The following is a 17,446-nucleotide window of genomic DNA, read 5'->3' as shown; positions in this document are numbered from 1 at the left end:
GTCGCCTTGCGGGACGCGTCGGCGGCCACGCTGGCCGCGCGCATCGCCGCGTTCGAGGCCGCGATCGCCTCCCGCGCCGCGGTGGCCGCGCCTTCCGCCGCGTCCGCGGCCCGGCCGGCCGCGGCCGACGCCTTCTTCGCGTCACCGCCGGCCGCGCGTGCCTCGGCCTCGGCCGCCTGCGCCGCCTTCTTGGCCTCGGCGGCCGCGTTGCCGGCCCGAGCCGACGACTCCTCGGCCAGGTTGGCCTCGCGCGACGTGGTCTCGCCGGCCTGCTTGGCCTGCTCGGTGAGGCTCTTGATGGACGCCAGTTCGGCGTCGCGGGCCCGGGCCACGAACTGACCCCAGCGCAGGAACTCCCGCAGTTCCTCGGGAGTGCCGCTGAGCGCCGTCGCCGCGGCCGCGTTGAGCACCGGGCCGCTGGTGTTGGGGCCGCCGGTCAGCATCCGGGTCGCCGCCAGCCGGTCGTCGGCGTGCTCGGCGGCGTCCAGGCCGTCGGCCAGGAACGACGCGATCGTCTCGGTGCCGCCGTTGATCGCACTCTGGGCCGCGGCTCGCACCGTGGGACCGCCGGACTCGATCAGGCGGTAGGCCCGCTGGCGCTCGTCCGCGTTCCAGGCCGAGGTCCAGCCACCCTGCACGAACGACTCGACCTGGGACGGGGAGCCGTTCAGCGCGGTGAGCGCGGCGGCCCGCACCGACGGACCGTCCATGGCGGCGAGTGACTGTGCGGCGGCCCGCTGGTCGGCCTGCTGGGCCGCGGTGAAGCCGGTGTCGTAGTAGGTGCGCAGGTCCTGGTCGGTCCCCAGCAGCGCGGTCTCGGCGGCCCGGCGGATCGACGGTGTGCCCTTGATCGCGTCGAGCACGGCGACGCCGCGGATGGCGGTGATCGACATGTCGGCCGAGGCCGCCTGGGCGGACACACCGGAGCCGGCGATCTGGACGAACAGAGCGAGGACGACGAACGCCCATAGGGCACGTAGCCCCAAGCGAAGACGTGCAGCAGAAGCCGCAGGCATTACTACCCCCGTAGGTAGGCCGAAAATCCGACTGCAGGGGCAGGATAGTGGCAGTCATCGATCCCTGTCCGCCCGGAAGCGGCCTGGCATCGATCGCTCCGCCGTACGTTGCCCGCCATTTACCTGGTGGTTGGGGTCATGTATCCGGGCGTACCCGAACGTGCCAGGACCACGAGAGCCGGAAAGCCGGCGTCCTCATCGCGACGCTGCTCGGTGCTGTGCTTCGTTTCCTCGACACTCGTCGCTTGCCGGATCGCCGGCCCCGCCCGAGGCGACGCCGCTGTCGTGTCGAGGCCGGTTTCCGGTACGAGGTCCGTTCGTCGACGCGACGCTTGATCCTCCGTCGACGGAGACGACGCTTGCTTCGTGCTTTCACGGCACCCATATGACGCGATCATCTGCCGAGTAGAGCGCGATCGATCATTCCGGAGGGCCAGCCGCCATCGTCAATACATCTCTTCTATGACCAGCATGACTCGGTGATCTTCCGTCCGGAAATCGGCTAGCGAGAAATCGCTCGGAGGCTCGGCACCGCTGACCACAGACCGCTTCACTCGTTCGATCAGCGCACTACGCTGTTCGCCGAACACCTCGCGGGGCGCGGAGCCGTCAGCGTACAAAACATGCAGGCCAACTCGTTCCAGTTGCTGTTGTACCGCGGCGTAATAGGCCTCTATCGGCCGGCCACGCATATGCCACCGGATGCCCTCGTCATCGTCCCAGTGGCGGTCTCTGATGGGCGAAGGTGGCGCTCCGGCTGCGTGGACCACGTCAGCGGACTCGGCACTTGCCGCCTTACCGGGATCAGCGAATGGCAGGGGCTCCTCGCGCTGAATGTCCATGCCGCATCATGGCATGGCAGCCGACGTCATCCGGATCCGCCGCGAATCGGGCTCGTGTCATGGCCGGGCCGGCCAGGATGCGAACGAGCTTCTGGTGTCAGCGACACGATCGCGCCTGCATTCGTCAGAAGTCTGGCAAGAAGCCTCATTTCGGCGGACGTGCCGACGATCCCGGCCCCGGTCAGTGACTTGAATGCCATGAGGGCCTCAGCGATCGTGGAGCCTTGGTCCCGGAAGACCGAGAGCAGCCGTACCTTCAGCGGCCGGCTGCTCTGCAGATCGGCGTGCACCCTGGCCAGGCCGTCCTGGGCAACGAGAATCTCGCGCCAGTGGTCAGGCATCACGTCCCAGCCACACTGTTCTTCAGCGGCGCCACATTGACGGCAACGTAAAGAAACGGACCAAGCGATCCGTTCCCCGACCACGGTTTGAGTGACCAACACCCCAGCCGCGGCGTTGCACGTTCCGCATGGCCGTTCGATCGGTACATCGCCGGGCGGCTGCCTGTCGTCCATCGCACGACCGTAGCTCTGACGAACACATCAAAGCAGCCCGCTCCTGCCGCCGAGCATGCGGTCGCACATGCCCCACTTGCCGTAGGTTCGAGTGGTGGACCCCGCTCAGCTGGCCGCGCTGCTCGAACGCGACGACGAGGCCTGCACCGCATGCCGCCGAGCTGTCCTCGACGGTGCAACGATCTGGATCAACGAGAGTGTGCAGCCCGCGTCGGCGTTGGCACACATCTACGCCCGGCGGCAGAGGACTACCCGCCGGTCCGGCATCCCGACACTCGGATTCGCCGCCGCCTTGCAGAAACTGCACGATCAGGGGGATCAGCTCGTACGTCTGGGAGCTGTGGACGTCGCGGATCCGCCCTATCACTTCCACCTGTTCCTCAATGACGACCTGTCCACCGTCTTGGCCTGTCTTGGCGTTGACGGCCGCACCGGCTCCCGAGTTCGGCCCGGTGATCAGGTCTTGCTCGAGTGCCGCGTTCTTGGCTGGGAATCCGATGACTTTCCTGGCTGGGTACGCGCCAGCGTCACCGACGCTGCGGGCCGCGTCTGGTCCCTCGTCGAGAAGGCACCGGCCCTCGGCATAGATTTCGAGCCGCACTCATCGCTGCCGGCCACCATCGGCATTCGCGGCATCGTCGTTCGCGAGCTCCCCGAAGACGACCTTCAGAACCCGGCGATGTTGATCGTTTCGACCGCCGTCGACGGCATCTCCGCGGAGGACGGCACTGAACAGTTCACCGTGACCCGGGAATCCGTTCGACGCTTTGCGCGCTGACTCGTCGGCAGACGCCGTTTGCCGCGCCCGGCTTCATGGGTGTCCGGGGTGCGGTGCGGAGTTGGTGCCTCAGCGTGACGTGATGCCCTCCATCGGTGGGGCGGTCCAAGCCGCCGTGGTCTTGCGCCGGTACATGTCGGCGTCCGCGGCCGACATCAGCCCGTCCGCGCTCGTGTCCGCGCCGATCCCGTACGCGACGCCGACGGTCACCCCGAACGACAACTCGTGCCCGTGCCATACGGCCGGCGCCGACGTTGCGTCCTCGATCCGGCGCCTCAGTGTGTCCGCGTCGCCGGACGTCGTGCCGGTGCCCAGGATCAGGAACTCGTCGCCGCCGATCCGGGCCGCGATGTCCTGATCCCGGAGCGTGCCGCGCAGGCGGTCGGCGAACACACGCAGCACCTCGTCGCCCGCTTCGTGGCCGTACATATCATTGATTGCTTTAAATTTGTCCAGATCGCAGTAGAGAACCGCCACCCCGGCGCCGGAGCGGACCGCCTCCTCCAGCAGGGCGAAGAACCGGCGGCGGTTGACCAGCCCGGTCAACTCGTCATGGTGTGCCTGGTAGCGCAGTGCCTCCTGGTCGGCGGTCCGTTCCGCCATCAGCAGCCCGATCCGGGAGACGACCAGCGGGATCACCAGCAGCGTGCCGAACGTCAGCAGCAGGTTGTCGGTGGTCCCGCCGAACAGTTCGGGAACGCTGCCGACGACCGGCACCATCGCCAGCACCAGCCCGAGATGCGACAGCCGCACCGGTCGCAGACGGCTCCGGCGCCAACCGGCCGGCTGGGTGAACTCGGTCGAACTCGGGTGCAGCGCCGCCGCGGCCAGCCCCAGGTAGCCGATCATCGCGAACAGGTCCACCAACGGCGAGTAGTAGTCACTTCCCGGCCGGGTCGACAACAACGACGACACCACGCTGACGACGGTCGCGCCCATGCTGATGAAGAAGTAGATCAACGACGTGCGGGCGGTGCCGGCGGTCCGCGCGATCCGCAGCAGCGCGCCGAGAGTGCCCATCAGCAGCAGCATCTTCAGCAGATAGATTCCCTGGCTGGGACCCGACACCTGCAGTTCGAGCAGGTGCGGGCGCAGCAGGAACTCCCACACCGGCGTGATCAGGCCGACGCCGAGCAGGGTCGCGTCGATGATGCCGCCACGGTCGCCCTCACCGTGTTTGCGGATCACCTGCAACGCCGACAGCATGATGCTGCCGTAGGCGAGGACCTGGAGAACCAGGTTCGCCGGCCCGTCGGCCCCGGCGTCCCGGCCGAGACCGAGCTGCACGAACCACAGGTAGTTGAAGACCGTGAACAGCACCGACGCCGCGAGCAGCAGATACCAGGCGGTGCGGTTGACGATCCGGTTGATCCGCATCCCGACGGCGATCCCGGCCGCCGGGAGCGCGCCGATCAAGGTCACCACCCCGAGTCGTACGGCCAGGCCGCCGAACGCCCACGCGGCCACCGCGACGAGAACCAGTACGACGAAACCGGCATGCACCAGGTTGTGGTGCATGCCGGCACCGCGTTGCCGGCCGAGTCTCATGATCTGCACCATCGGCCGGCGCGGCCCCGACTTGAGTGGCCACCGAGGCCGGCTCAGCTGTCGGGGGCGGCGACCCAGCTTGCGATCTGGGCACGTGAGTGGAAGCCCAGCTTGTTCAGGATGTTGCGCACGTGGCTCTCGACCGTGCGTTCGGAGATGAACAGCCGCGCGCCGATGTCCCTGTTGCTCAGGCCCTCGGCCACCAGCCCGGCGACGTCCTTCTCGCGCCGGCCCAGCGGACCGTCCGGGCCCGGGGCGGCCACCTCACGCAGCGCCAGCCGCAGCGCGTCGGCACGGCTCATCCGCCGGCCGGCGCGCAGGGCCGACTCGAAGCGCGCCGGGCCGAGAGCCGCCCGCGCCGACTCGGCCGCCGCCGACAGCGCGGGCGCCATTCCACTGTTGATCATCGCGCCGACTTCGGCACACAGGCCGTCCTTCGCCCCGAGCAGCTGGGCCGCGCGTTGCTGGTCGCGAGCCGACGCGGCGCACGCGCCGAGGCCACCGAGCAGGTAACACTGCGCGACCCGGTCGTCGATCCGGCGGGCGATCGGCAGCGCCTCGGCGAACCGGCGCTCCGCCTCGCCGGCGGCACCGGAGCGCAGCGCGGCGAAGCCCTGGTTCACCAGCATCATCGTGAGGCTGTACAGGTCGCCGGCCCGGCGGCTCAGCCGCGCGCCGTCGGCGGCCGCGGAACCGGCGGTCTCGAGATCACCGTCGCCGAGCGCGTTGAGGGTCCGCGCCTGGTGCACCATCAGCGTGGCGCCGACGTCGTCCCTACCGGCCGACAGGGTTGCCGCCTCGTCGAGCAGCCGCGCGGCGGACGTACGGTCGCCTGCCATGTTCGCCGCGATCGCCGCCATCGCGAGCAGCTGGCACAGGACGTCCGGCTGCCCGGCCCCGCGAGCGGCGAGCACGCCACGTTCCAGCACCGGCACGGCGACGACCGGGTCGTTCTGCAGCACGGCCAGGAAGCCGCGGGCGAAGAAGGTCCACGGCGAGGCCGCTGCCGGCGCCGATTCGTCGAGCCATCGGGCACCCTCGGTCGTGGCGCGGGTGATCCAGTACCAGATCAGGCTGGTGGCCAGGGCGGTGCCGCGCCCGTCGCCGGACAACCTCCGCAGCAGGGCCCGGACGTTGTCGATCTCCGGCTCGATCCAGGTCAGCCACTCCACCAGCCGGTACCGGCCTTCGCCGCCGAACCGTGCGCAGCGTTGCAGGTAGTGGTCCGCCCAGCGTTGTTCGAGACCGTCCGGGGTACGCGTCGAGGCGGCATACAAGCGCATGGACTCGTGCAGGCGATAGACGGCCGTGCCCGCGCCGGGCTCTCGTTGCAGCAGCGACCTGTCGACCAGGGCGGAGACCAGTTCGACGCTCTGTGCCGCCGGCACGTCACCGAAGCAGCACACCGCCTCGACGGCGTCGAGGGTGAACCGGCCGGCGAAGACCGAGAGCCGGGACAGCAGCGTCTGTTCGGCCGGGGTCAGCTGGTCGTAACTCCACTCCAGGGTCGTGCGCAGCGTCTCGTGGCGTGGCAGGGCCGCCCTGGCGCCGCGGGTGAGCAGCGCGAACCGGTCGTGCAGCCGGTCGAGGATCTGCGCGGGAGCGAGCGCCCGGGTCCGGACCGCGGCCAGCTCGATCGCCAGCGGCAGCCCGTCGAGGCGCCGGCACAGGTCCGCCACGGCCGCCCGGTTGGTGTCGGTGAGCTCGAAGTCGCCGGACGCCGCCGTCGCGCGCTCGACGAAGAGCCGGACCGCTTCGTTGTCGCGCAGACGTTCCAGCGGTTCGTCCGCTGGGAGCGGCAGCGGCGGCACCCGCAGCACGTGTTCGCCGGCGGCCCGCAGCGGCGCCTGGCTCGTGGCGATCACCCGAACTCCCGGCGCCGCCCGGAGCACCTCGCCGATCAGTCCGGCCGCGGCGTCGAGCAGATGCTCGCAGTTGTCGACGACGAGCAGCAGCTGGGCGTCGCGGAGGTGCCGGAGCAGCAGTTCACCCGGTTCGGCGGCGGCCTGGTCGCGCAGGTCGAGGGCGGCCATGGCGGTGTGCGGCACCAGCGCCGGATCGCGTAACTTGCCGAGTTCGACAAGCCACGCGCCGTCCCGGAACACCCGGGCGAGATCGGCGGCGAGACGGAGCGCGAGGCGTGTCTTGCCCACGCCGCCGGGCCCGACCAGGGTGACCAGACGCCCGTCGGCCAGTTTCCGCCGCGACTCGGCCAGTTCGGCGCGGCGGCCGACGAAGCTCGTGGCCTCGGCGGGGAGGTTGCCCGGTCGTCGGCTGCGGGTGGCCACAGCATGACGGTAGCTCAGTGCCGCCTCCGTGATTCCACTGATGAGCGTCGACCGGGTTCCTTCCTACCGTTGGTCCATGACCACGATTACCCAGGTGGAAGACATCGACGTGTCGGTGCGGCGCCGGTGGGCGCTGCGCTTCGGATACTCCGTGCTCGCGATCGGCCTCGCGATCGAGGCGTGGCCTGTCGTGCTGTTCCACGACTCGTCCTGGCGGGGGATGGAGAGCATCGTCTACTGCATCCTGTCGGCGATCTCGCTCCTGTCGTTCGTGGGCCTGCGCTACCCGGTGAAGATGATTCCGCTGCTCCTGTTCGAGTCGGCCTGGAAGGTGATCTGGCTAGGCGCGGTGGCCCTGCCCGTGTGGCTCTCCGGTTCGATGGACGACGAGACGTGGGGGTACACGGCCTCGTGCCTTCTCGTCGTCATCTTCCTGGCGGTGCTGCCGTGGCCGTACGTCCTCCGGCAGTATGTCCGCGCCCCTGGCGAACGGTGGCGCTGAAACCGGGGCGTCACGCGGGCCGGCGGCGTCCGCGGTATTCGGCGATCACCAGGTCGGTCAGTTCCTCGATCGACACCTCGGCGGTGGGGCGGTCGAAGGTGATGGTGCCGTGCTGGAGCAGGTTGACCCGGTCGCAGACGTCGAGGACCTGGGCGTAGTTGTGGGCGATGATGATGACCGAGACGTCGCCGCGGTCTCGCAGGTCGCGGATCAGGTCGAGGATCAGGGCGCCCTCCTTGGCGCCCATGGCGGCGAGCGGCTCGTCGAGCAGCAGGATCCGGGCGTCGGAGTAGACCGCACGGGCCACTGCCACGGCTTGGCGCTGGCCGCCGGAGAGTTTCGCGACCTGGGCGTTGACGTCGGCGATGCCGACACCCATGTCGGCGAGGTGTTGGCGGGCGAGCCGGCGCATGGCCCGGTTGTTGAGCAGCGGGCCGATGCGCAGTTCCCGGTTCAGGAACATGTTGTGGTAGACGGTCAGTTCGTTGATCAGGGCCAGTCCCTGGTAGACGGTGTCGATGCCGAGGGAGCGGGCGTGGTCGACGCTGCGCAGCACGACCGGCCGGCCGTCGACGGAGATCCGGCCGGAGTCCGGGCGGTGGAATCCGCAGAGGATCTTGATCAGGGTGGACTTGCCGGCGCCGTTGTCGCCGATCAGGCCGAGGACCTCGCCCTTCTCCAGGCGCAGGTTGACGTCGCGCAGCGCGGTGAGCGCCCCGAACCTCTTGGCCACGTGTTCCACCTGTAGTGCGGTCATCACGTGCCTCCTGTGCGGCGTAGCCGGGACAGGTACTGGTTCGCGATCATCGAGATCAGGATCGCGCTGCCCAGGATCAGCTGGAACGGGTTGGCGCTGATCCCGATGAGGTTGAAGCCGTTCTGCAGTTCGGCGAGGATCAGTGCGCCGAGCAGCGCGCCGATGACCGTGCCGGAGCCGCCGGCCAGCGCGGTGCCGCCGATGACGGCTGCGGAGATGGCGGTGAAGACCAGGGCGGTGCCGCCACCGATGTTCGGGTCGATGCTGTTGATCCGGAACGCTTCCAGTAGCCCGGCGAGTGCTCCGAGCGTACTCGCGATCATGAAGTTTCCGATCTTGATGCGGTCGACCCGGATGCCGGCTTCGGTCGCGCCGACCGGATTGCCGCCGGCCGAGATGGTGTGCAGGCCCCACCGGGTGCGGGTCAGCACGACGTGGAACCCGGCGACCACGAGCAGGCACCAGGTCAGCGACGCCCAGTCGGCGGCGCCGAAGATCTGCTGGATCCGGCCCTGCGCGGCTTCGGGGATCTGCGCGGGATAGGCGTGCGACGTGGTGAGCAGCACGCCCAGCAGGAAGTAGAAGGTGCCCAGGGTGGCGACCAGTGACGGCACCTTCAGTTTGGTGACGATGAAACCGTTGCAGAACCCGATGCCGGCCGAGACGGCGAAGGCCAGCAGGAGAGCGGGCACGACCGGCACGCCGTAGAAGTCGACGGCGTAGTGCACGAGGAACGGCGCGAGCGCGGCCACCACCCCGACCGACAGGTCGATCTCCCCGCTGACCAGCAGCAGCACGATGCCCACGGCGACGATCGCGGTCGGCGCGGTGGCCTGAGCGATGTTGCGCAGGTTGTCGTGGGTGAGGAAGACCTCGTTGGCGGTCTGGAAGTAGACGGCCATGGCGACCGCGACGATCAGGACGCTGGCCTCGCGCCAGCGCACCAGCACCGCGCCGGCCCGGCGCGGCGCCGCCAGCAGGGTGGTCACGGGTGGGCAATCGGGCCGGACCGGTCGACGAGTTTCACGTCGGTGGTCGAGCCCTCGTACCTGGTCCGGGTGTTCTGATACGGGGTGACGTTGTCCTCGGTGACGAACAGCAGTCCGGTGTTGGTCTGCGGCGGCGAGATCAGCCCGCCGGAGACCTTGTAGAGGTACAGATAGAGGACCGGCAGGAAGCCCTGGAGGTAGGGCTGCTGGTCGATGGTGTAGTCGAGGTCGCCCGACTTGATCGAGGCGAGGGTCTCGGGGATCAGGTCGAAGCCGCCGGCTACCTTCAGCCCCTTGTTGCGCATGTCGTACTTCTTGACCACCTGGCCGATGGACTGCGTGGATCCGGCGTCGACGGCGAGCATGCCGGCCAGCCCGGGGTGCCCCTGGGCGTACGCGTCGATGATGGACAGCCCTTTGGTGATGTCGGCGTTCGTGGCGACGGCGGTGAACTTCACCGCGCCGCCGGCATCGGTGAAGGCCTGCTGCGCGCCGTCGATGCGGGGCTGGATGTTGAGCTGGCCGGGGGTGGCGATGAAACCGGCCACCTCGCCGGACTGCACCTGGGTCAGCGCCCGTTGCCCGAGGGCGTAGCCGGATTCGAACAGCCCCTGCCCGACATAGGTCAGCCGGTTGGTGCCGGGGTCCTCGCGGGCGCCGTCGGCGTTGTACGACACGACCGGGATGCCGGCGTCGAGCGCGCTGTCCACCGGCGCCTTGAAAGCGGTCTTGTCGACCACCGCGACGGCCAGTCCGTCGGCTTTGCCGCTGATCGCGGTGTTGGTCGCGTTGACCATTTCGGCCACCACGGAGTTGGCCGAGCCGGTCCATTGGAACGAACAGCCGAGCAGTTTGCACGCGTCCTCGGCGCCGTACTGGGTGGGGGTGAAGAACGGATTGGTCGTGACGTGGTTGATGAAGACGAATTTCCAGTTCGGCGTCTTCGGGAAGTTGCCGATCGCCCCGGCGACCGCCTCGTCCTTGCCGCAGGCCGCGAGCAGACCGGTGGCCGCGAGCGCCGCGCTGGTCAGCCCGGCGCCGGCCAGCAGGCGACGCCGGGTGACGCTGTTGCCCGGGAGTTCGTCGGCCACCTGGGCGACCGCGGAATCAACAACACGCATGATGCACCCTCCTCGGCGGTGGTGATCCGGTGAATCGGAATCTATCCCCGGGCTCGAACCGAAGTCCAGGTTGGAGGGCGGGTCCTTATTTAAAAACCCAGAAACATTCGAGAGATTTTTTGTACGGATAAGTCAGCGCGATTAGTTGAATTGCGCGACATGGTGCGGGAAATCATGGGATCAATTGATCGCGACGGATCCTATGATTCCCGGGCCGCGGGGGACCGGACCACGGCGTGCAGGGCCTGGGCGCTGTCGGTCGGGTAGAGCGCCCACCGCCGGGCCCGCCCGGCCCGGCTCAGGAAGACGGGCATCCGCTCCGGCGAGACCGCCTGGTAGCGCACCTCGCCGGTCTCGTCCTCGAGCAGCCCGTGGTAGAAGTCCGAGGGCGCTGGCACGAACCCCTCGGTGCCGGCGGCGGACGGCGGCGACGGGTAGGCGCTGACGACCGCTCCGGCCGGGAGCCCGGCCCGCACCGCGCCGAGATCCCCGCCCGGCGGCACCAGCACCCACCGGGGAGTCGCCGCGCCGGCGGTCTCCAGCAGCGCGAGTTCACCGCCGGCCGCGTCGGCCATCTCGCCGGCCCGCAGCCAGAACGCGTCGTCGGCCGGTCCGAGGTCAGCCGCCACGGGCGCGGCCGGCCGAGCCAGCGGCGGCGCCAGCCGGTCCGGCCCGGCCGGCTTCTGGGCGGCCACACCGGTCTCGGCCACCAGCGCGCTGACCTGCGCCCGGATCCGCCAGATTCCGAACAGCAGAAGAACGAGACCGGTCAGCCGTACGCAAATCTGCACGGCGTCCCACGTCAACATGGACGCGAACGCCTCCGGTGAGTCATCGGAGGCCTTGTTCTGCCACCGGATCGCCAGGGCGGTGCCGAGCGCGAGGTACCACGCCGGGATCGTCCAATGTGTGGTCGCTGCCTCGGCGCGGTCGCCGGCCGCCCGCAGCATGCTCCGGGTCGCCCGCCGCCACCAGGTGAAACCGGCGATGTAGGTGACGACCGCCACGAAGAACAGCACGTTGATCTCGCCGGAGCGCACGATCACGGTCTCGACGATCATCGGCAGTTCCGACTCGCCGCCGCTGAGCACGTACGACCTGACGAACAGGTCACTGACCAGCAGGCCCACGCTGAACAGCGCGGAGGCGCCGACGACCGCCATCAGGGCAGCGGTCTGAACCTCCCAGGCCCACGCCGGACGAGCCGTGCCGTTCATCGATGTCCCCCGGTTCGATTGATCAAGCCAGCGAACCGTACGGACGCTTGCGGGCACTGTCAACGCGGATCTCACCGGCCACAGTGGCCCAGATCTCGCGCGGCAGATCGTGACCGACTCCGGGCAGCTCGACATACCGGGCGCCGGGCGCCGACGCCGCGATCCGTCGCCCGGCGCTGGGGCGGATCAGCGGATCCTTCCCGCCATGCAGGACCAGAGTCGGTACGCGGAGCGCGCGCAGCCGCGGGCCGTGCCAGGTGGCGCTGGTCTGCCGGGCCTGAGCGCGACTGTCCCGGACACCGCTGGGCAGCCCCGCGTCGAGTTCCCGCTCCACCCGGCGCCGGGCCTCCCGCTCGTCGAACGGATAACCCGGCGACGCCAGCGCCCGCAGCAGGGCGAGCCCGGCCGCGATGTCACCGTCGCGCCCGTCCGGATGGCGCATTCGCGCCAGACGAGCCAGAAACCGCAGGTGTACGTATCTGAGCACGGCCGCACCACGAACGTCGCTGGGCACCGCCGCGTACGTGGTGAGGGTGTGCACCCGGTCCGGATGTCGCAGCGCGGTCCGCTGGGCGACCAGGCCGCCCTGGGAGACGCCGAAGAGGTGGGCGCGCTGCCAGCCGAGCGCGTCGAGCACGGCGACCGTGTCGTCGGCCATGTCCTCGGCGGTGTAGGCGAGCGGCCGCCCGCGCAGCAGCCCGGTCACCGGATCACCGGCCGGCACGTCGTCGAAACGGGTGGATTCGCCGGAGTCGCGCCCGTCGAACGAGGCGACGCTGAACCCGGCGTCGATCAGTGCCGTGACCAGGCCGTCCGGCCACCAGAATCGGGAGACGCCGAGCCCCATGAGCAGGAGCAGAGGTTCGCCGCCGGCGCCGCCGAGATCATCGGCCGCGAGCCGTACGTCGCCGTTGTGTGCCGTGTACGGGGTCCGGTTCATCGGCGCCTCCATTCGAGAACACTGTTCGCGAACACCGTAACCATCGCGGTAGGCTCGGTGCAATCGAGAGAGGGGTGGCATGGACGCGGTGCCGGTGTGGCTGCGGGAACGGCGTACCGGCGTGGGCCGTCCGGCCGAACGGTCCCGGGCCGAGGTGACCGCGGCGGCGATCGCGCTGGCCGACCGGGAGGGCCTGGCCGCGGTGTCGATGCGCCGCGTCGCCGCCGAGCTGGGCACCGGCGCAGCGTCGCTCTACCGCTACGTCGACAGCCGGGACGACCTGCTCGACCTGATGAGCGACGAGGTGGCGGCCGGCTACCGGCTGCCGGAGCCGGGCGGCCCCTGGCTGCCGGCCCTGCTGGAGGTGTGCCGGCAGGGGCGCGCGCTGATGCTGCGGCACGGCTGGCTGCCGGAGCTGGTACTCACCCGGTCGGCGCTCGGCCCGCACGGCGCCGGCCTGCTGGAACACGTGCTCGCGGTCCTCGCCGCCCATCCAGCCGGCGCCGGCCGGAAACTGGAGGCGTTCGCGGTGATGAGCACGCTCACCGCCGCTCTCGCGCTGAACGAGCTCAACGCGGGCTCAGCCGCCCGGCAGAGCGCCTACCTGGCCCATGTGATCGCGGCGGGCCGGCACGCCCACCTGACCGCGGCGCTGTCGGGTGGCGCGCTCGTGCCGGCGCCGCGATTCGAGGACACGATCTCCCGTGTCCTGGTCGGTCTCCTGGGCGAGTGAGCCCGTGTGGTCAGGCGTGTGGGGTGCGCGAGCCGCCGGACGACCCGACGAGCGCGTCGGCGACCAGCGCCGCATCCGCGTCGGCCACGTCCGCCGGGTACTCCGGCAGCAGGTCGTCCCAGACCGGCAGCCACGAACCGAAGAACTGGGCCTGGCCCTCGGGCCGGGCGAAGAACCACAGGTGCAGGTGGACGGCCCCGTCACCGAAGCGGTACATGTGGGCCCGCCCGATGTGCGGCAGCGCCTGCATGTGCCGCACGATGCGGGTGCCCAGCAGGCCCATCTCGGCCGCCATCTCGTCCGGCAGATCGGCTAGATCGTAGTGGTCGCGCGGGTAGAGCATCAGGATCAGCGGCACCGCGGCGCCGGCGACCCGGTCCAGCCGCCAGCGCTCGTTGAACCAGAAACCCTGGTCCCGCTTCGCGCACATGCCGCACTCCGCCGGATCCTCACCGTGCCGCGGCGCCTCCGGCATCACCGGCGGCCGCAGCGGGGTGACCCGCAGGCCGTCCTGCTCGAAGGGGCTGATCTCCCAGCCGGTCATGCGGGACAGCGGCAGGCGGTTCTCGTCGTCGGTGGCGGCGAGCGCGTGCTGGTAGAACTCGTCCGGAGTCAAAGCCATGGCGGCAGAGTAGCCACGTGCTCCGGGCGGGCACGGTTGCCCACCCGGAGCCGAGCCGTCAGGCAGTGGCGGCCGGCGTGACGTCGGCGGCCTTGGCGCGACGCCGGGCACGCACCACGAACTGGGTCGCGCCGGCCAGCACCAGCACCCCGCCGAACCCGGCGAGGAGGTAGCCGCCGGTGACGCCGTGCTCCTTCTGCTCGTCGAAGGAGCGCTCGGTCGTCGTACCCCGCCGGGTCGTCTCGCAGATGTCGCCCTGCTGCATCACCTGGTCACCGCAGGTGACCTTCTCGGTGGAGTTGGCGTTGACCAGCCCCAGCGGAATGAGCGCCAGGCCGATGATCAGCGCGGCCCAGCGGTTCTTGGCAATCGTGAACAGCAGATTCATTTCGGTCCTCCCCGTTTTCGAACGGCACACCCTAACCTCAAGGCGGCGGTACGGAGATCAACATCAATCCGCCACATCGCCGTAAACGGTGCACGGTGTGGTGCAAGTCACGTCCGGTGGGATGTTTGAGCCGAGTGACTCAGATCAAGAGCGTTGCGGGTCGGGCCGCAGTAGCGTGGCGGCGTGTCTTTGAAAGCAGATCTGACCAGCGCCGACCTCAATGAGGTCAGGCAGTCCGCTCTCGGCGCCGCCGACCCGCTCGGTGTCGCCGCCGATCTGGCGAAGGCCGCCGGCGACGGTCGCCTAGCCGACCCGCAGGACGCCGGCCTCGCGCTGGCTCTCGCCGCGGAGATCGCCGAGAGCCGCAGCAAACTCGACGCCGCCCTGCGGTATGTGGAGGGCGCCCTCGAGGCGTACGGGAAACGCGACGACAGCCCGGTCGCCTCGGCGCGGGCGCTGCGAGCGCGGATCCTGTTCCGCACCGACCGCGGCGACGAGGCGTTCGCCGAGGTGGAGCCACTGCGCCCGCTGCTCACCCAGTACCCGGACGCGCCCGCCTACATCACCGCGGCGCTGGCCGTCGGTGGCCGCGCGGTCGAGGCCGAGAAGTGGCTGACCGAGGCGGTGGAGCAGGTGATCGCCGACCGCGGCGCCGCCGAGCCGTCCGACGCCGACGACGCCGGGGTGCTGTTCTTCCTGCTCCAGCAGCGGCACCGGCTGCGGCACGCCCTGGGCCGCCAGCACGACACACACGACAACCTGGCCGAGCGCCTGGAGACCAAACTGGCGAACGCCGGCTCGGCCCCGGCCCCGGCCACCGACCTGGTGTTCTGGCCGGAGGCGGAGTTCAACCGCCTGGTGAAGCAGACCGACGCCTACGGCACGACGTGGGCCGAGCACCGCTCCCGCCTGGAACACGAACTGGTCCGCCAGGCCGCCGCGGGCCGCACCGACCTGGCGCTGCTGCCGGCTTCGGTGGACGCGTTGACCGCACTGGCCGGAGTGGGCGGCGACCCGGCATCGGCCGACAACCGGGCGGCCTACACCCGCAGCCTGTCCACCGGCGCGGCCCGTCTCCCGTGGCCGCCGGAGCGCAACGGCGCTTGCTGGTGCGGTTCCACCCTCAAGTACAAGAAGTGCTGCCTCCCACGTTCCCGCAGCTGACCAGCCCACGCAGCGGCCCGGCGACCCGCCGGGCCGCCCGGCCCCATCGCGGTGACGCACGCTCCGACCCCCGCCCCAGCCCACCACGCTGACACAGCCCCACCCCAGCGTGGCGACGCGCGGTCAGTTTCGCGCCGCAGCCCACCACGCTGGCAGGTTCCCGCGCCAGTGTGGTGACCTGCGGTCTGTTTCGTGCCGTAGGTTGCCGCGTTGGTGGGGTCTCGCGGGAGTGTGGTGATGTGCGGTCTGTTTCGCGCTGCAGGTCACCATGCGGAGTTCGGTCCGGGGTGGTGGTTGGGCCGGACTCCGGATCGCGTTACTCGGCTCCGGCGGTGGCCGGCTGGCGTGCCGGAAGCAGCGGATGCCGGTCCAGCGATCGGAGCACCCGGCTTGCGCGGGATCCCGGGTGGACGGTGAGTGCGCGCAGCAGCGCCTCCGTGTCCTGTGGTCCGTTCGGCCCCGTCTTCAGCAGGCGGTGCAGCGGAATCTCGTCGTCGCCGGATTCGGCCGCGACCGCGGCGGTCAGCTCGTCACGGTTCAGGCCGGAGATCAGGGTGCGGACGCCGTCATATCGACTGGTGTGGCTGCCGGCCAGATGCGGGTAGGCCTCGGCCACTTCGAACGTCGTCACCATCGCGAGCAGCACATCGTCGGTGCGAGCCGCCCGGCCCTGACGCTTCGCCATGTCGTCGGCTTCCAGCGACGCCCACAGGACCGGGACCGCCGCGTGGTTGACGCTCGACCGCATCACCACCGACATCAGGAAGTCGCGAATACCACGCCCGCGGTACTGCTGCCGGCCGATCAGTTTGTCCCGGACCGCCCACAGCGGCGCGGGCAGCCGCTCCGCACGAACCGGAACCTGCCCGATCCGCAGCGCCCGCCGAACAGCCTCGACATCCGCCCCGCAGAATCGGAGCAGGGTAACCGCGCCGGTGCCGGGATCGTCCAGGATGGTGGCCAGGAGCTGCTGCGAGGTCCGGGTGCCCGAATGGTAGGCGGCGCACCGCACCAGAGCGGCCCGAACCCCGGCGGTGAGCGCAAGAGTCGCATGCCCCCGGACAACCGCCGCAACCGGCGGCGCCGGCCCGTCACCGATCACACGTTCCCGCAGCACCGCACGCAGCACCGCCGGAGTGATGTCGAAAGCATCAAGCACCGCCGCGACGCCGGGAGCCGCACCGGCCATCCCAGCCAGCAGATGCACGGTGCCGACCTCGTCCTGGGCAGCAGCCCGAGCGATGGACAGAACTGCGGGAAACCGATCGTCTCCGATGAACGTGACAGCCATGCCAAGAAGGCTATGGACGCCAGCCGCCCCTCACTTCTGTCTACGAGCCAGAGCCGCCTCTACCAAAGGTGATAGACGGGAGCCCGGGGAGTCGCACTCCACTCCGTCCCCTGCGCAACCTGCCCAGGAGCCAGGAGCCAGGAGCCAGGAGCGCGACCGAAACCAGCCACCGCAACAACCTTGAGAAACGCAACCGCCGAAACCCAAGCGAGGTACGAAAATGCGCCATCTACCTAATCATCGTGGCCCCCAAGAAAATGTGTCGTGCAAGGCGGCGTTCCGATAAATCCTGAACTGAGCCCGAATACTCAAATCGGAAACCTCGACCAGGATAGCGCCGATCCGCTGGGAATATAATCGAAAGAGCCCCCGTTCCGTTTTATCGGCGACCATCGCACGGCAAGCATCGGAAACCCGGTCCACCCCGGGAATCGCTGAGCGTAACCGCGACCACCACCCTCCATTGACCACCCGTGCCCATGAAATCCCACCGCAAGCCGCGTGGAGTGTTCAGCAACGGAGTGGTTCGCACGAAAGCCGATCGGTGTGGCCACACCAGGCGAATCCGTTGGGCTACCGGACATGGCAAGACAGGTCAGCCCCTGCCAGGAGTCCGATAATCCCCGCCCGCCGCCCGCCGCCCGCCGCCCGCCGCCCGCCGCCCGCCGCCCGCCGCCCGCCGCCTGTCGCCCGCCGCCTGGCGCCTGCCGCCAGCCGCCTGGCGCGTGGCGGCTG

General features: G+C 69.9%; 17 protein-coding genes. 4 read left to right on the top strand and 13 right to left on the bottom strand.

From position 1 onward, the window contains the following. From AB0E94_RS50765 to AB0E94_RS50755, 3 genes are all read right to left on the bottom strand, one after another. The coding region (locus tag AB0E94_RS50765; RefSeq protein ID WP_360343478.1) for an ALF repeat-containing protein at positions 1-986 on the bottom strand (986 nt) is incomplete at its 3' end. A 476-nt stretch (positions 987-1,462) separates the two neighbouring features. Next, complete coding sequence (locus tag AB0E94_RS50760; RefSeq protein ID WP_360343475.1) at positions 1,463-1,858, bottom strand: hypothetical protein; 396 nt, start codon at positions 1,856-1,858, stop codon at positions 1,463-1,465. Positions 1,859-1,884: 26 nt separating this feature from the next. Next, on the bottom strand, positions 1,885-2,373 hold the full coding sequence (locus AB0E94_RS50755) for a hypothetical protein (protein ID WP_360343472.1): 489 nt from the start codon (positions 2,371-2,373) through the stop codon (positions 1,885-1,887). Between the two features lie 94 nt (positions 2,374-2,467). On the opposite strand from AB0E94_RS50755, the gene AB0E94_RS50750 reads away from it, so the two are divergent. After that, positions 2,468-3,151 (top strand): hypothetical protein, encoded by a 684-nt coding sequence (locus tag AB0E94_RS50750; RefSeq protein WP_360343469.1) that lies wholly within the window; start codon positions 2,468-2,470, stop codon positions 3,149-3,151. A 69-nt stretch (positions 3,152-3,220) separates the two neighbouring features. Here AB0E94_RS50750 and AB0E94_RS50745 read toward each other — a convergent pair whose 3' ends face one another. Together AB0E94_RS50745 and AB0E94_RS50740 are read right to left on the bottom strand one after the other, a co-directional pair. Beyond that, positions 3,221-4,699: a GGDEF domain-containing protein gene (locus AB0E94_RS50745; RefSeq protein WP_360343466.1), complete on the bottom strand. Its 1,479-nt coding sequence runs from the start codon at positions 4,697-4,699 to the stop codon at positions 3,221-3,223. A 53-nt stretch (positions 4,700-4,752) separates the two neighbouring features. Further along, the gene (locus AB0E94_RS50740; protein WP_360343463.1) at positions 4,753-6,987 is read right to left on the bottom strand and encodes a LuxR C-terminal-related transcriptional regulator; all 2,235 of its coding nucleotides are present in this window, start codon (positions 6,985-6,987) and stop codon (positions 4,753-4,755) included. A gap of 76 nt (positions 6,988-7,063) precedes the next feature. On the opposite strand from AB0E94_RS50740, the gene AB0E94_RS50735 reads away from it, so the two are divergent. Further along, positions 7,064-7,489, top strand: a complete 426-nt coding sequence (locus tag AB0E94_RS50735) for a hypothetical protein (RefSeq protein WP_360343460.1) — start codon at positions 7,064-7,066, stop codon at positions 7,487-7,489. 10 nt (positions 7,490-7,499) lie between these two features. Here the strand turns inward: AB0E94_RS50735 and AB0E94_RS50730 are convergent, their stop codons facing one another. The 5 genes from AB0E94_RS50730 to AB0E94_RS50710 all read right to left on the bottom strand — a co-directional run bounded on the left by AB0E94_RS50730 (position 7,500) and on the right by AB0E94_RS50710 (position 12,513). Continuing rightward, positions 7,500-8,246: an ATP-binding cassette domain-containing protein gene (locus AB0E94_RS50730; RefSeq protein ID WP_360343457.1), complete on the bottom strand. Its 747-nt coding sequence runs from the start codon at positions 8,244-8,246 to the stop codon at positions 7,500-7,502. After that, a complete protein-coding gene (locus AB0E94_RS50725) occupies positions 8,246-9,235 on the bottom strand; it encodes an ABC transporter permease (RefSeq protein ID WP_360343454.1) in 990 nt (329 codons plus the stop codon). Before AB0E94_RS50725 ends, AB0E94_RS50730 begins: the two co-directional genes overlap by 1 nt. After that, positions 9,232-10,356: a sugar ABC transporter substrate-binding protein gene (locus AB0E94_RS50720; RefSeq protein WP_360343451.1), complete on the bottom strand. Its 1,125-nt coding sequence runs from the start codon at positions 10,354-10,356 to the stop codon at positions 9,232-9,234. Before AB0E94_RS50720 ends, AB0E94_RS50725 begins: the two co-directional genes overlap by 4 nt. A 200-nt stretch (positions 10,357-10,556) precedes the next feature. After that, complete coding sequence (locus AB0E94_RS50715) at positions 10,557-11,573, bottom strand: hypothetical protein (protein ID WP_360343448.1); 1,017 nt, start codon at positions 11,571-11,573, stop codon at positions 10,557-10,559. A gap of 22 nt (positions 11,574-11,595) precedes the next feature. Further along, the gene (locus AB0E94_RS50710) at positions 11,596-12,513 is read right to left on the bottom strand and encodes an alpha/beta fold hydrolase (RefSeq protein WP_360343445.1); all 918 of its coding nucleotides are present in this window, start codon (positions 12,511-12,513) and stop codon (positions 11,596-11,598) included. A gap of 79 nt (positions 12,514-12,592) precedes the next feature. Here AB0E94_RS50710 and AB0E94_RS50705 point away from each other — a divergent pair, with 79 nt between their 5' ends. Further along, positions 12,593-13,246 carry a TetR/AcrR family transcriptional regulator gene (locus AB0E94_RS50705; protein WP_360343442.1) on the top strand — a complete coding sequence of 218 codons (654 nt, stop codon included), beginning with the start codon at positions 12,593-12,595 and terminating at the stop codon, positions 13,244-13,246. Between the two features lie 10 nt (positions 13,247-13,256). Here AB0E94_RS50705 and AB0E94_RS50700 read toward each other — a convergent pair whose 3' ends face one another. Next, positions 13,257-13,868 (bottom strand): hypothetical protein, encoded by a 612-nt coding sequence (locus AB0E94_RS50700; RefSeq protein WP_360343439.1) that lies wholly within the window; start codon positions 13,866-13,868, stop codon positions 13,257-13,259. Between the two features lie 58 nt (positions 13,869-13,926). Beyond that, positions 13,927-14,256: a hypothetical protein gene (locus AB0E94_RS50695; RefSeq protein ID WP_360343436.1), complete on the bottom strand. Its 330-nt coding sequence runs from the start codon at positions 14,254-14,256 to the stop codon at positions 13,927-13,929. 183 nt (positions 14,257-14,439) lie between these two features. Here AB0E94_RS50695 and AB0E94_RS50690 point away from each other — a divergent pair, with 183 nt between their 5' ends. Then, positions 14,440-15,420, top strand: coding sequence for an SEC-C domain-containing protein (locus tag AB0E94_RS50690; protein WP_360343434.1), 981 nt, complete (start codon positions 14,440-14,442; stop codon positions 15,418-15,420). A gap of 316 nt (positions 15,421-15,736) precedes the next feature. Here AB0E94_RS50690 and AB0E94_RS50685 read toward each other — a convergent pair whose 3' ends face one another. After that, complete coding sequence (locus AB0E94_RS50685) at positions 15,737-16,711, bottom strand: Clp protease N-terminal domain-containing protein (protein ID WP_360343431.1); 975 nt, start codon at positions 16,709-16,711, stop codon at positions 15,737-15,739. Positions 16,712-17,446: the final 735 nt, after the last annotated feature.

Origin of the sequence: Actinoplanes sp. NPDC026670, assembly GCF_040638175.1 — a bacterium.
In the GTDB taxonomy this organism is placed as follows: Bacteria; Actinomycetota; Actinomycetes; order Mycobacteriales; family Micromonosporaceae; genus Actinoplanes.
Note: the sequence above shows the minus strand (reverse complement) of the source record. Positions and strands in the feature narration are given on the sequence as shown.